This window comes from Candidatus Babeliaceae bacterium, assembly GCA_041660765.1.
In the GTDB taxonomy this organism is placed as follows: Bacteria; Babelota; Babeliae; order Babelales; family Babelaceae; genus JBAZVR01.
This window is the reverse complement of record JBAZVR010000002.1, coordinates 63,042-77,392: the sequence shown is the minus strand read 5'-3', so window position 1 is coordinate 77,392 and position 14,351 is coordinate 63,042. Positions and strand designations below refer to the sequence as shown.

The 14,351-nt window shown below is 35.3% G+C and carries 11 protein-coding genes; 1 reads left to right on the top strand and 10 read right to left on the bottom strand.

All coding sequences use genetic code 11. The features are described 5' to 3' along the window. Positions 1 to 67: 67 nt before the first annotated feature. The 10 genes from WC707_05295 to WC707_05250 all read right to left on the bottom strand — a co-directional run bounded on the left by WC707_05295 (position 68) and on the right by WC707_05250 (position 11,481). On the bottom strand, positions 68 to 1,126 hold the full coding sequence (locus WC707_05295; GenBank protein ID MFA6066565.1) for a hypothetical protein: 1,059 nt from the start codon (positions 1,124 to 1,126) through the stop codon (positions 68 to 70). Positions 1,127 to 1,401: 275 nt separating this feature from the next. Continuing rightward, positions 1,402 to 2,397, bottom strand: coding sequence for an MraY family glycosyltransferase (locus WC707_05290; protein ID MFA6066564.1), 996 nt, complete (start codon positions 2,395 to 2,397; stop codon positions 1,402 to 1,404). 87 nt (positions 2,398 to 2,484) lie between these two features. After that, on the bottom strand, positions 2,485 to 4,416 hold the full coding sequence (gene infB / locus WC707_05285; GenBank protein MFA6066563.1) for a translation initiation factor IF-2: 1,932 nt from the start codon (positions 4,414 to 4,416) through the stop codon (positions 2,485 to 2,487). Between the two features lie 28 nt (positions 4,417 to 4,444). Next, positions 4,445 to 5,515 carry a transcription termination factor NusA gene (gene nusA / locus WC707_05280; GenBank protein MFA6066562.1) on the bottom strand — a complete coding sequence of 357 codons (1,071 nt, stop codon included), beginning with the start codon at positions 5,513 to 5,515 and terminating at the stop codon, positions 4,445 to 4,447. Positions 5,516 to 6,037: 522 nt separating this feature from the next. Beyond that, positions 6,038 to 7,420: a clostripain-related cysteine peptidase gene (locus tag WC707_05275; GenBank protein MFA6066561.1), complete on the bottom strand. Its 1,383-nt coding sequence runs from the start codon at positions 7,418 to 7,420 to the stop codon at positions 6,038 to 6,040. A gap of 73 nt (positions 7,421 to 7,493) precedes the next feature. Beyond that, a complete protein-coding gene (locus tag WC707_05270) occupies positions 7,494 to 8,672 on the bottom strand; it encodes a ComEC/Rec2 family competence protein (protein ID MFA6066560.1) in 1,179 nt (392 codons plus the stop codon). A gap of 15 nt (positions 8,673 to 8,687) precedes the next feature. Continuing rightward, the gene (locus WC707_05265; GenBank protein MFA6066559.1) at positions 8,688 to 9,314 is read right to left on the bottom strand and encodes a hypothetical protein; all 627 of its coding nucleotides are present in this window, start codon (positions 9,312 to 9,314) and stop codon (positions 8,688 to 8,690) included. A 26-nt stretch (positions 9,315 to 9,340) separates the two neighbouring features. Then, a complete protein-coding gene (locus WC707_05260; protein MFA6066558.1) occupies positions 9,341 to 9,967 on the bottom strand; it encodes a hypothetical protein in 627 nt (208 codons plus the stop codon). Between the two features lie 145 nt (positions 9,968 to 10,112). After that, complete coding sequence (locus WC707_05255; protein MFA6066557.1) at positions 10,113 to 10,640, bottom strand: peroxiredoxin; 528 nt, start codon at positions 10,638 to 10,640, stop codon at positions 10,113 to 10,115. A 76-nt stretch (positions 10,641 to 10,716) separates the two neighbouring features. Continuing rightward, entirely contained in the window at positions 10,717 to 11,481 is a 765-nt protein-coding gene (locus WC707_05250) for a hypothetical protein (GenBank protein ID MFA6066556.1), read from the bottom strand. Positions 11,482 to 11,653: 172 nt separating this feature from the next. On the opposite strand from WC707_05250, the gene WC707_05245 reads away from it, so the two are divergent. Then, a complete protein-coding gene (locus tag WC707_05245; GenBank protein MFA6066555.1) occupies positions 11,654 to 14,272 on the top strand; it encodes a pitrilysin family protein in 2,619 nt (872 codons plus the stop codon). The last annotated feature ends 79 nt before the right edge of the window (positions 14,273 to 14,351 follow it).

Genomic DNA, 14,351 nt, shown 5'->3' with positions numbered 1-14,351 from the left:
TCGTATATTTTTTAAAATTCTGTTTTTTATTTTATCATATTAATTAATTTTGCAAAAATTATAATAACTAATCCCTGTACATCTGACAGGGATAAGAATGTGCATAATAATCGCGGTATATATAGCCATCGAAAAACCAATTCCCATAGACAAAACAATCTGGATAATCAAAAAAATTAGGGGCTATATCCTGTTCAAACTTATTGTGCCATAACAAACGCTCAACATGAGAATCGCAAAAAATACTTTTAAAATTTCCCAGAGGAAGATAGGGTAATAAAGAAACCAATGTTTTTTTACTTACCAACGTGAAATTGCAACAACTATTTATTAATTGCATTTTATCAAAAGTAGGCGGTGCTTTCTGTGGTGATTTTTGATAAACATGATCTAATGAATGTTTTGAAAAATATTCTATTTTCGGGAAATAATATCCTGTGCGAGCATCTTTAACCGACGGATTGCATTCTAGCCCGCACTTATCAACAAATACATATCTTATTCCAGAAATGCATTCTGGCCTAATATAAGCAATGCGCTCTTTATTAAGCCATTGTTGCGATTTCACTGCATTATAAACACCAATGTAATGTGATAAAAGTGGTTTTCGTACTTTTCGCTTCCAATATTTATCTATCAAAAATTGCCAAGATTTTTTGTATTTTTCTTCATTATCATAAGCAATCTTTAATATGTTAGAAAAACCCTTATAATGCACACAAACGCTCAGGCTATCATCATCAACAAGATCCATGATTTCTTGAGAAATGCTACAGTGTCTATGGTCAGAATTGTGACTTAGTGATGTATGAGCGCGAGCATTACTATAAATGTAAATCGAAGGAAAAAATACAAAAAGCATACATATCGAGTCAAAAATATTACTATTAGGGTTATCAATGGCGGCCACGGCAAAATAGGCAATACCAGATATAACAGCGACGTCAAAGCCGCTTGCAATAAAACGCATGCTCCTACAATATGCTTCATGTCGCTTTAAAAGTTTAGTATTCGCTTTTATTTTTAGCCATTCTTGATATTCAGCGCGTTCTTCGATCAACTGCTGCTGAGATGCAGATAGAGCAAAAAAAGTTACCGTGATAAAAAGATACAAGAGAGACTTCATAATATTTTCCCGAAGTATTTTTATTCCATAAAAAAAGTGATGGTTAATGATCCGAGGTGATTAGATAAATCTAAGGTCCTGAATCCTTAACCACCACTTTAAAAAAAAGCAGTGCTTCGCAATCAATACTAACCATAAGGAGAGGAAAGTAGTTTCTATGAGACGATCTCACTATGAAGCTTTATTAGTTTTAAGTAATTGATGAAAAAAACAACAAAAAAAAATAACGCAACATGCGCAACAAAGTTTTTTTTAAAAAACATCCTCATTTAAAGCTATATTTTAAAAATGCTTGTTGCTTTTTCTGTTTTTTTGCTAAAAAGCAACAAATTTCTATTGCACGCAAAAAATAAAACAATATACCAAGCTAATGCGTAAAGCATGCCAATAAGAATAAATAAAGAAAAAGAAATAATATTAATAAAAAATAAGAATGCAACTATATTTCCCATTATAGCAACAAAAGAGCAATAACCTAGTATCATCCACTTGCGCCAACCTGCCCGTTGAAAATAAGAAGAAAAATGATCAGGGCTACCCCTATAAAAGGGAATTTTTTTGTATTTTCTTATAATAATGAGAGTTAACACTTCTAAAAGAGGAATAGCCTGCGCTGCGATAGGAGCACAAAAACCAAAAACCGAAAACGTTCCCCAGGGGATCATGAATGACATTGTTGCCAAAAAACCACCAATAAAAAGCGATCCGGCGTCACCTAAATAAATACTAGCTGCCGGCTTATTATAATAAAAAAAGGCCGCAACAGCGCCCAAAAAAATAGCTAATAATAATGCAACGCTGGATGCATGTACCCACCAAGCGCATAATAATAAAAATGCCGAAGAACATATTGCCAACGAAGAAGCCAGACCATCCATAACATCAACGAGATTATATGCATTAACAATAGAAAGTATCCAGCCAAATGAAACAAATTTCCAGATAAAAATGCTCAACGAAGTATTACACGTCAACAAAAACTGCTCTTTAAAACACAGACCCCCTTTTAAGAAAATAAAAGCGGCAATAATCTGCCCACAAAATTTTTGATAAGGCTTGAAAGAATAAATGTCATCCAAAAGACCAACAATAAGCAGAACAATTGAACCATACAAAAAAAATGCATACTCATGTACATGAGTATGCAAAAATATAATACTGGTAATCATAAAGCCAGACCAGATTGCAAATCCACCTAAATATGGAATAGGCTTACTCTGCATTTTTAAAATGCCATCCGGCTTATCAAGAATATCTATAAAAATAGCCATGCGGGCAACAAGAGGTATTAAAAAAAATGTTATAAAAAAGGAAAAACAGGCAACTATTATACTGCTAAAAATAATAGACACAAGCACCTATTCGACTTCTGTTACCTCAAGATAGCACTCTACACGATCATCAACGACCCAATCAGTAAAACCATCAACCATAAAGGCGCACTCAAATCCCGCCTGAACATCTTTTACAGATTTCTTGTCACGTTGCAAGCTCTTTATAGCACCCTCGCCAACTTTATACTTGCCTCGCCAAACAACGACCTTGCCGTCACGAGAAAACCTACCCGATCTAACATGCGCACCGGCAATGATACCAAGATTTTTAATATCAAAAACCTTAAGTATGGATGCTTCGCCAATTTTTTTAGTGATTTTTTTAATAGGCCTTCCACGTTCAGCAACAATCTGAAGGTCATCTAACATTTTATAAATAATATCATACAACTTAATCGAAAGGCTCATTTTTTGAGCAAGAGAAGCAGCATTAGGCTCAACTTTTACGTGCAATCCATAGACTAATGATTTTGTATCAAGAGCAAGATCAATATCACTTTCTGTAATCGAACCAACACCAGAAGCAACAACATAAAATTGCTTGAATGTTTTACCAGAAATTTTTGAAATAGATTGCAATAAAGCCTCTTTTGAAGAAACGTTATCCGCTTTTATAATAATATTAAGAGCATTTTCATGCATAACCTGACGCACAGGAGCAACCTTTTGCCCTAATGCAGCATGCGATTTTTTAATTTCAGCACCAGTAACAACTTCAAACAAATCCCCCACTTGAGGCAATTCTGAAAAACCAGCAACAGAAGCAGGAATTGAAGGAAGTACAGAATCAACTCGTTGACCGGCTGAATCTATCAAAGAACTTACTCTGCCGCGAACAGAGCCACAGACAAAATTATCGCCCACCTTTAAAATTCCATGCTGACAAATAACCGTTGCAACAGGACCGCGACCCTTTTCAAGCTTTGATTCTAAAATAAAACCGCGCGCAGGAATATCAATACTTGCAGTCAACTCCATCAACTGTGATTGCAACACGATAATATCAAGTAATTCCGAAACACCCTGGCCTGTTTTGGCAGAAATAGGCACGCATATTGTCTGACCACCCCATTCTTCAGGTATAAGATCATATTGTCCAAGTCCGCGCTTTACGCTCTCTATTTGCTGCGGGGAAGCTTTATCTACTTTGTTAATGGCCACTATAATAGGCAAACCGACGGCACGAGCTGCTTTAATCGCTTCAATCGTTTGAGGCATTATTCCATCGTCTGCCGCCACTACTAAAATAGCAATATCAGCAACCTTAAGTCCGCGAACGCGAATTAATGAAAACGCTTCATGTCCGGGCGTATCTAAAAATACAACATTCCCCTGAGAAGTTTTTGCTTCATAAGCACCCAAGTGTTGAGTTATCCCGCCCTTTTCACGAGCAGCAACACGCGTTTTTCTTATAAAATCAAGCAACGTCGTTTTGCCATGATCAACGTGTCCAATAACAACAACAACCGGCTGACGTTCAACTTTTTCCCCTTGATCGACCGCAGCATGATGCACGCTAACCTTCTTCTCTACAGGCTTTTCAATAAGCGAAATGCTATAAAGGTGCGCAAGCTGCGAGATGACTTTTTCTGGTAAAATTTGATTCTTAGTGCTCATAACTCCCTGTTTTAGAAGCGCTATAATCACCTCTGAGACAGGCTTATTAATAGCATGAGCAAATCCAGAAACCGTCATCGGCTCCAATATAATGCTTGCCGAATCAGCAGGGGTCTCGATATCTAGCTCCTCTTCCAATACATCTTCTTGATGCGTTGGTGTATTTTTATGAAGAGCACCGCTGCCCTGCTTAACATGAAGCTCTAAAAATGCAATTGCATCAGATGGCAAAATAGACATATGGCTGGCAACTTCAAACCCCTTATTACGCAATAAAGAAATAAGATCTTTACTCGGGATTCCATGTTTCTTTGAAAATTCATAAACTCGCAATGTCATATATTCCAATCATGCATTTTAATGCAAATTACTCTTGAGCCTTGTCGTCTTCGTCGTCAAGCGCTATATTTAAAATATCTTTTTGATTTTCACTTTTCATCAAATGAATTTCGAGACCAGTTAACTCAGATGCAAGAGCAATATTTTTACCCATTCTTCCTATCGCTAACGATCTCTGATCTTCATCAAGCCACACCTGGGCTACCTTGCCTTCAATAATCTCAACATGATTAATAGTCGCAGGCTTAAGAGCTGACTTTACAAATTCTTCAGTGGAGTCTTCTTGAGTAATTATATCAATTTTCTCTAATCCAAGCTCTCTTAAAATTGGCTTTATGCGAACACCGCCAACCCCAACACATGTGCCAACAGGATCAATGTTCTTATCGTGCGAAACAACAACAACTTTTGATTTATACCCCGCAGCCCTTACAATTTTCTTGATTTCGACCAGATTTTCAAAAACCTCTGGAATCTCTAATTCAAAGAGTTTGTATAAAAATTCCGAAGAAACTCTATCAAGAATGAGCTGATTTTCATTGCGCGGCTCCAGCAAAACCTCTCTTAATAATGCTCTGATCGAATAGCCAGCAACGCATTTATCATCGGGAATCATTAACGACCTAGGCAAAAACGCCAACGTGTCTTGAATTTTAACGGTAGCACCATTGCGTTCGCACTTATGTATAACTCCAACAACAATCGTGCCCTCTTTGGGCTTAAACTCTTGATAGATTGATTCTGCTTCAATGGTTCTAATTCTTTGCGCGATAACTTGCTTGGCTTTTAATATTTCAATTCTGCCAAGCGCTTGCTCAAAGGGAACGGCTATAATATCGCCCAATTCAGAATCGGGCTTAATAGACCTTGCCTTGCGAACTGTTATTTCTTTGCTCTCGTCTTCTACCGCATTTACAATAGTTTTGCGAGCAAATATCTCTATTTCATCAATTTTTTTGTTATAAATAACGTCAAAATCGAACTCAGGATATTTTTTTGAATAAGCCGCAAGCATTCCTTCGCACATAATAGTGTGCAGAGTGCTGCGATCAAGTCCTTTTTCTTCTACAAGCTCTTCAATCACGTGCGAAAGTTTCACAAATTTTCCTTAAATTCAAAAAAATATTGGCGTATTAAAATAATTTTTATGCAATGCATCCCTGATATTACCAAAAAAAAAGGAATATGGAAAGCACTTCGTTGGTTATAAATTTAACATTTCAGTTTGTGTAATCGCCTATTATTATATTAATATAATATATATATTTAATAGTAATAGGCGACGCTGTTTTTTGTGGATAACTCGCTTTCTTCATGCTCAAAAGACCCTCTGAATCGTCATATCGTTAAATTAAAAATATGTGAATGAAATGTGGATAACTTGTGGATAACTTTTTTTAACATCAAGTATGCCTCATTGGATCGACTTATTCGAATGTGTGTATTCTTAAAAATGGCTCTAGGTCGACGTTTATAATGAAAACCGTTAATTTCATTTTAAAGTTGTCCACAGGTTATCCACAGGTTATCCACAAGTTATCCACATTTTGTGCTTTTGTGAAAATGATAATAATTTCAAATAACCAATTGTCATAATAATTTCAAATATTACATATTATTTTTATTGAAATTGCATATTGGTGTATGTGGTTAAAAACAACATCCATGTACTGTTTTGTGCAAATTCGGTGAGCGAAAATGATGGGTGAATGGATTTTTCTGGAAAATATATATATATTCCCCCTGCGTTTTTTAAATTTTTTCCTGTGACGTTTGCTATAATAATTTCATTGATCAGCGTGAGTCCTTGTTCTAGATTTTTTTTGATATTTTCTTTCAGTAAAAAACTTTCTGTTTTATTTTCAAGTTCTATATTTTTTATATGATTGAGTAAATTAAAATAAAAGTGACGTAAATCCAGATAGTTTGGCTCGTCTTCTCCAAAATGAGTGCATGCAAATTTATTGCGACTTTCTTTAAGAGCTTTTTTTACTGAGTTGTTTTTTTGTTGATCTAGCCCTCTGATAAGGAGCTCTGCAAGATAATTAATGTTATTTGCTAATGCATCTATTTTTGATAAATTTATTGCAGATTGTGTATAATCATTTGTCAAATGGCCATATGTTTTTTTGTAACATTGTACGATGTGTTTGCCAAACTCTTCTGGTGAGATAGTGCCACTTTGCAGTGGTAAAAGTACTTGGGCATAATCAGCGCCTGTGCCTAAAACAAGTTCTTCTGAGGCTATCATATAGTGAGCAAAATCATGGATAAGCCAAGCAGTTCCAATGCCTGCCATGAGGCAGGCATCAAAAAAAATAAGGTCTAACTTTTTTCCATTTCTGTATGCACAAATTTCATGCAGGGCTTTTTTTAATTTTTGGTCATTGAGATAATTGCCCGTCGTTTCATCAAAGCATATGCCTCGATCTATGAGGTCAATTGTACTGTAATCTTCAACAAATCCAATTGTTCTATCTAATTCTATAAGTTTATTATCTGGATTATAATTAAAAAGTGTTGAAGGGTTTATCACTCGCCATCTGAGCGGATTAAGGTCTCCGCTTCCATGGTTCCAAAATGTGAGAAATGTGTATTGCGCGGGAAAGTGATCTTCAGCCCATTTAACGGTATCTATAAGTGTTTGTTCATCGCCACTATCAAGACACATGGCATCACCTATTTGCACCGTTTTATTTTTTTGCAAAAAAAGTCGCTTTGTCACTTTTTTGTAGCCAGGTTTGCGAATATCTATGTGTACTAAAATGTTAAGATGCTCATTGGATCCAACTTGTTTCATTTGTTCTATATTTCGGTCAGCGAATGGCCACAGGTCATTCGCTGCTGACATATATACAATAACTGTATAGGTTGATGGAGGATGTATATAGTCTTTATCAAAAATAGTGGTGCTTGAAGGTCTTGGCCTTTTATGATTTTCTGCTGCTAATAGTGATGTATGCGCAACACATAATAACAGCATTGATAATACTCTACGCATCATGTCCCACTCCCTTTTTACTGTATGATGGCGTGCAATTACAATTTTATGTTAACATGCGCATTAAACGCAATAATTATATAAGAGTCTTAATTTTTTTATATTGATTGAGATATGAATACCATGCTAGTGCTGCAGTTAAAGCAAAGCTTAATTGAAAATCTAAAAAGAAGAGTTGAAATGGGTTTTCTAGCAAAATTCCCAAAGCTGTGAGCGTCACAATATGAAATAATTGTACTTCAATAAGAAGCGTCATGCATAATGTTGATAAAATAAACATCAAAAAAGACCGTAGGTAAGAGATTGTGAACCAGGTCATACATGTGTAGCCCATTATAATAAAAATGACTATAGCTTGTTTTAGATAGAAATGAAGCGGTAAAAATCTCAAGAGCATCATGAGCATAATGATAATAAGAACCAGATGTAATCCAGAGCGTGCTAAATAATGCGCAATGCCCCATGCGATAAAGTGCTCTTGTGTTGTTTGCAGGCTGTGTGCATCGACGTCTCGTGAGCCAAGAAAAATAGTAGAAAAGAGTGCAAAACAGGGAGGAGATATTTTTGTGCGTAGTTGATCTGTTATATGTTGTCTATATTCATGTATGGTGCGATTATATGAATATTTTGGGCGTTGCAATACAGTAATTTGTGGATTCTTAATAAAAAACGTGTGGGTTATTTTTTCTTTTATATTGTATTGTACAAAGTGATCATTTTTTGGCATATCACATTGCATGTTAGAGCATAATATTATGTCTCCAACGCGCAATTCTTGCGCTTGCTCTGGTGTGTATATTTTTATGACATAATTACGCGTCGGCGCAATATGTGTTTTTTGTTGATGCTGTTGCACATTATCTATAACAAGCGTTATCGCGTGAGCATATCCTGCTGCATTGCTTTTTTCGATAGAGTTTATTGTGCCCGTGATATCAAGTATTTTTTCTGTAATCGCCTGATTAAATTCTGCATATGCGTGTGCTGTTTGATAATAGCGATATGCGCCACCAAAAAAAAACAGCGCCGCTAACAGCATATGTATGGCGTATTCTTTTATTGCTATGCATTGTGGTTCACAATTATTTTTCTGAAAATAAATGGCACTTGCCCCCATCGCCACTATGATTGGTAAGATTAAGAGCCCCCCGCTGGCTTGCCAGCAAATACCTGCGATAAATAGGACTGTTAGCAGTGCTAGCCCATGCACCGGCGGTAAAAAAAAAGCTGTTTTTATAATGGCGAGTAGGTGCATTGTAGGTTTTGTTGATTATTGGCTATTTGGTATTGATAGATTTTTCGGCACATTAAAATAACGGCATGCTGGAGATTGAGCAACTATTCTTGGCGCAGGAGTGGTATTTTCATGGTGACTTGGGGAATTTTTTTGTTGCTCGTCTTTAAAAAGGCTAATTACCCCAATTACTTTTTTTGAGAGTTGATCAAATTGCTCATCGGTTTTTTGAAACTGATTTTGCATTACTCCTGAAAGGACACCTTGTGATTTTCCTAATTCTACTAAGATATCATTACATTTTTTTGACCATGTTTGTTCGATTTGAGCAATAGCAGATTCCATTTTTATAATCTTATTATCGCGAGTATTATTTTTTTCGGTCTCTGCGGCTTCTCGAATTTTTGTTTCATTTTCAAATTTCTTAAACATTGTTTCTAACTGTTCCACGCGCTGAAATATATCTTGCTTCTTTACAAAAAAATATGAATATGTCTTATATATTAAAGCGCCGCATCCTATGACTGCGAGCGTCGTTTTTCCCCATTCAGAAAAATTTATTTGATTTGAAAAATGTGTTGGCAGCGATTCAACCGCATTTGCAATGGAATATATTAATAAAATTGTTAATATTAGCTTGGCCAATTGAATATTTTTTTTCATTTTAATCTATGTCTATAGAATCTGAATTAGGGAGTGTTTGTTTGCGGAGCCGTTATACCTAGTCCTTTTTTAATTTCAACAAGGGTATGTTTTATTTCACCAATATTTTTGGATAATTCTTCTATTTTTAGGTGAGTTGTTTCATGTCCAATTTTACTTTGTTCTGCATGTTCGGCAATTTGTTTTTGTGTTTTTTCATGCGCTTTTTTAGAGCATTCTGCGAATTGCGTTAATGCGCTCATGAGATTTTCATAACCTGTATTCTGTTGTTTTTTAAATTTCACTTGTTCTTGATGTATTGATTGAAATTGTTGCTTCGTGTTTTCTGTTTGAGCTTTTTGTTCTGTAATAATATTTTCAAAAACAGGTTTTAGTTCGCGCACTTCGTTCTGCACGGCATTTTGTACGGCTGGCACAAGGGTTACTGGGATAGTTGGAGCGGTATTGGGTTTCCAAAAATAATCATAGCCATATTTTTTAACAGCAAAGAAAGTGCCGATAATTGTACCGTATTTTACGGCGGTCCATCCAAAATCCAATCCACGATTTAAATTTTTAGTAATATTTTCTAAGTGTTGCATTGAATTGCTTGATTGACAGAGTGTTAGTGCGGCGATTAAAAATGCCGCGTGTATTTTTTTTATATTTTTCATGATCTTTGTAGTCTTTGTGCGGTTAAGAATATAAATCTTTCACAGCATGAAAATGTAAAGATTTATTACTGTAAAGTCAAGTAAGATGCATCGAATAACTATCTTGTAGAGGGGTTTTTGATAATTATTATTCTTATTGCAACTTTTAGTGAGGGGCGTTTTTTGAGAAAATATCTATTATCTTTTGGGCGTCATTTTTGACATCAACATTATCGAGAATATGTATGATAATGCCCTGCTCATCGATTAAAAACGTAATTCTTTTGGGAAATAAAATATTGAGAATACTGGCGTATGCGCCGTATTTTTGGGCTACTTCTTTGGTGCTATCGCTTAATAATATAAAGGGAAGAAGGTATTTTGCTTTAAATTTTTTGTGGGACTCGGGCGTGTCATAATTTATACCCAAGACGGTAATATTTTTTTTGCCGTATTCTGCAAAATTGTCCCTAAACGAACAAGCTTCTGTAGTGCAGCCCGGTGTATCGTCTTTTGGATAAAAATAAAGAACTATTTTTTTACCCTTAAATTCGGCAAGTGATCGCGCGGTATTATTGTCATCGAGTAGAGTAAAGTCTGGAGCTGGTTTGTTAAGCAATGATTCTGACATTGGTTTCTTTCGTGCGCAGCAGCTCATAATGAGTGCAAATATAAGTAGAGGGATTATTTTCATAACACATGCTAACGGTTAAAAAATTACAGCAGACTCACTTAAAGTATCTGTAATTTCTTAACCTGTATATTATTATTTATACAAATAATGATTCCCATGTTGGATTTAGTTCCGGTTCACTGCATGGGTTTATTTTTAATAATTTTTTGCGTGCTCGAGTTAATTGTTGTCGAGCTGTTCTTAATGTTTCATTGTTGCCTACCAAACTATTAATAGCATTTACATGCTGCTCGAGCTTGCCATTAAGATTTTTTACTTGAGTATTTATTTTTTTGTATTTTTCAGCCAATTGCTGTGCTATTGGTCGAGCTTCTTGAATTTTATCCTGCATAATGCGATAAATTTCATTATTAAGTTGCGAAATTTTACGCACCTGAGCATGTGTTTTTTGTCGCATACGTTTTTGAAGTCGATTAATTTGTTTTTGTGTATTATCTGTACTGCCAGATTTTTCCATTTCTATGCTTAATTTATTAATAGCTTTGCGCTCTGGCTTAGTCATATCACGGATACTTTGTTCAAGTAGGTTAATTTCTTGTAAATATTTTTTTATTTTAGGGTTTTTTTGTTGATAAAGGCAGTTATCATACCGTATCTGCATTACTTGTTTATTGAGTTCTGTTATATTTGCTTCATTTTCTAATTTTTTTATCGCTGATAAAATTTTTTCTATCGAATCTATATGATTTTTGTTTTGTTGTTGTGATAAAATTATCTTTTTTATTAATTTTTTTCGCGAGCTTATTATATCTTCTAATTGGTTGGTGTTTGAAGTATTTTTCATGCTCTCTATTAAGCTTATATTACATAAACTGAGGCATATGATAACTAGTTTTTTCATGTATACTCCGTCAAAGTATATTGTTTATTTGAAAACATATTCAGTATTAATATTAAATTATTTTATAATATAAAATCAATAATATGATAAGATGCAGGTAAAAGTTGCTGTTATAACAGGATTATTTTAAGCTAGGTATAAAATTAATTATAATTCAGAACAAGGCGTTTTCATGATAAAAAGTGGAGTTTTAAAAAGAGTTCTTAAGAATGGTATGACGATTCTTATTGAGGAGAGTCGTGCGATTCCTAAGGTATCCATTCAATTATGGTATAATGTGGGTTCTCGTGATGAAAAAAGTGGCGAAAAGGGAATTGCTCATTTTATTGAGCATATGATTTTTAAAGGCACTACTAATTTGTCTGAATCAGATATTAATACGTTAACGCATAAATTGTCTGGTTATTGTAACGCCTTCACATCATACGACTATACGGGATATCTTTTTGATATGCCAAGTCAAAATTGGACCAAGATTTTGCCAGTTATGGCCGATTGTATGACCAATTGCACATTTAAGCAGGATCTTTTAAATTCTGAGCTTAAAGCGGTTATTCAAGAACTTAAAATGTATAATGACGATTATAGCTCAACGCTTATTGAACGCATGCTCGGTTCAATTTTTTTTGATCATCCTTATCATCACCCCATTATTGGTTATAAACAAGATTTATGGAGTTTAAAGCGCGATGCTTTGGTTGCTTTTTATAAAAAACATTATGTGCCAAATAATGCCACGCTGGTAATTGTTGGGGATGTTGATCCAGAGCAGGCTTTTCAGGCCGCTGTAGAAAATTTTGAACATATTGCCCCTAATTATATGTATAAGAAAGAAGCTTTTTCTCATCTTGATGATCTTGAAGAGCGCTCGATAACTCTCTATCGCGATATTCAGCAGCCGCCTTGCATGCTTGCTTGGCTTGTTCCTGGCATAAATCGCAAGCAAGATTATCTTCTTGATTTATTGTCTTGGATTATTGGCGCCGGTAAAAGCTCTCGTTTATATAAAAAAATCGTTGATGAATTGGGGCTTGCGCTTGATCTAGAAAGTTTTACGTACGATCTTTTCGATCACAGCCTTTTTATGATTAACTTTCAGCCTAAAAATATTTCTGATAAAGAAAAAATTATCGATCTGATTAATGCCGAGATAAAAAATCTTGCTTCGTATGATATATCAGATGCAGAATTACTTCGTGCTCGTAAAAAAACAGAGATGGATTTTATATCGTTGCAAGAAAATAATCAAAAAAAGGCATATTTGTTGGGTAAATTTTTTCTCGCTACGGGCGATGAGCATTATTTAGCTCGCTATTGCAATTATCCTCTTGAAAAAATAAAAAACGATATGCGTAAGCTTGTACAAGAAAACTTTAAGATGATGCATTCTGGCGTTGTTATGCCTTTGCCGGAAGAGCATAAAGAATATTGGACTCAGTTGCAACAAGCTTCGGATAAGATTGATGAACAAGTATTATCTGGCATAACACGAGAAACTGAAGTTGAAGAATCGGTATTTGCACATACTATTACTCGTGAAATTTCTTCTCGTTTTAATTTTCCTCAGGCGAAAACAGCAACACTATCTAATGGACTTAAAATCTTTTATCACCACGATCCGCATTTGCCTAAGGTAGAATTAATTTTAGATTTGCAAGCTAAATATTATTATGATCCTGTTGGTGAACAGGGGCTAAGTATGTTTGTGGCGGATATGCTAGAAGAAGGCACGAAGCATTATTCCGCGCAAGACCTCGCTCAAGAGTTAGAATCACGCGGGATGGATCTTAATGTGATTCCTGGGCAAGTCACTCTTAATATGCTGAGAAGTGATGTGTTTTCTGGACTTACGTTGCTGAATGAAGTTTTGACTCAGGCTGTTTTTTCATCTGATTCTATTGAAAAAGTTCGTCATCAAATGATTGGTGATATAAAGAATTTTTGGGACACTCCTACGCAGTTTATTGGTCAATTGTTGCGACAAGAATTATATAAACATCATCCATACGCTCAAAATATGCTGGGATCATTAGAAAGTATTAATAAGATTACGCGTGATGATCTTGTGCGTGCGTATAAACAATATTACACGCCGTGCGGATCGCGGTTGTCTATTGTTGGCAGTTTTGATGAAAATAATATCATTAAACTTCTAGAGGATACTTTAGGTGCATGGAGTGGCGAAAGATTGCCAGATTTTGCATTTCCCTCATTATTGCCAGTTACCGCAGAAACTATAAATTATCCGATTAATAGAGATCAGATTGTCTTGGCTTTTGGAGGTCTTTCTGTTGATAGAAAAGACCCGCGTTTTGACGCGTTATTATTGTTTGATCAAGTTTTTACCGGTGGTATTTTGGGTTCTATGAGCTCGCGCTTATTTGAATTACGTGAGCGCTCTGGTCTCTTTTATACTATTGGCGGCTCGCTTATTGCTGGGGTTGGCAAGCAGCCTGGCATGACATTGGTTAAAACTATTGTATCTCAAGATCGTCTTAAAGATGCCGAAGCTCAAATTGAGCAAGTCATCAGACATGCTGCTCATGGCTTAACGCAAGAAGAACTTGAAGAAGCGCAACATGCAGTTGCAAATTCCCTGGTCGATCATTTTGGAACGTACAGAAGTATCGCTGCAACATTTTTACATGTTGATGAATATGCGCTGCCAGCAAATTATTTCAATAATCGTGCGCAGCAGCTTGCTCAGTTAACTATATCTGATGTGCAAAAGGCGGTTGATACTGTTCTTAAGCCAGAATTAATGGTCAAAATCAGAGTTGGTAGAATATAAAATACGATAGACTGTTGGTAATTTTATTGAATAATTTTTTGAAAGCACGCTTTAAAAAACCCATTAAAAGGCTTGCTAA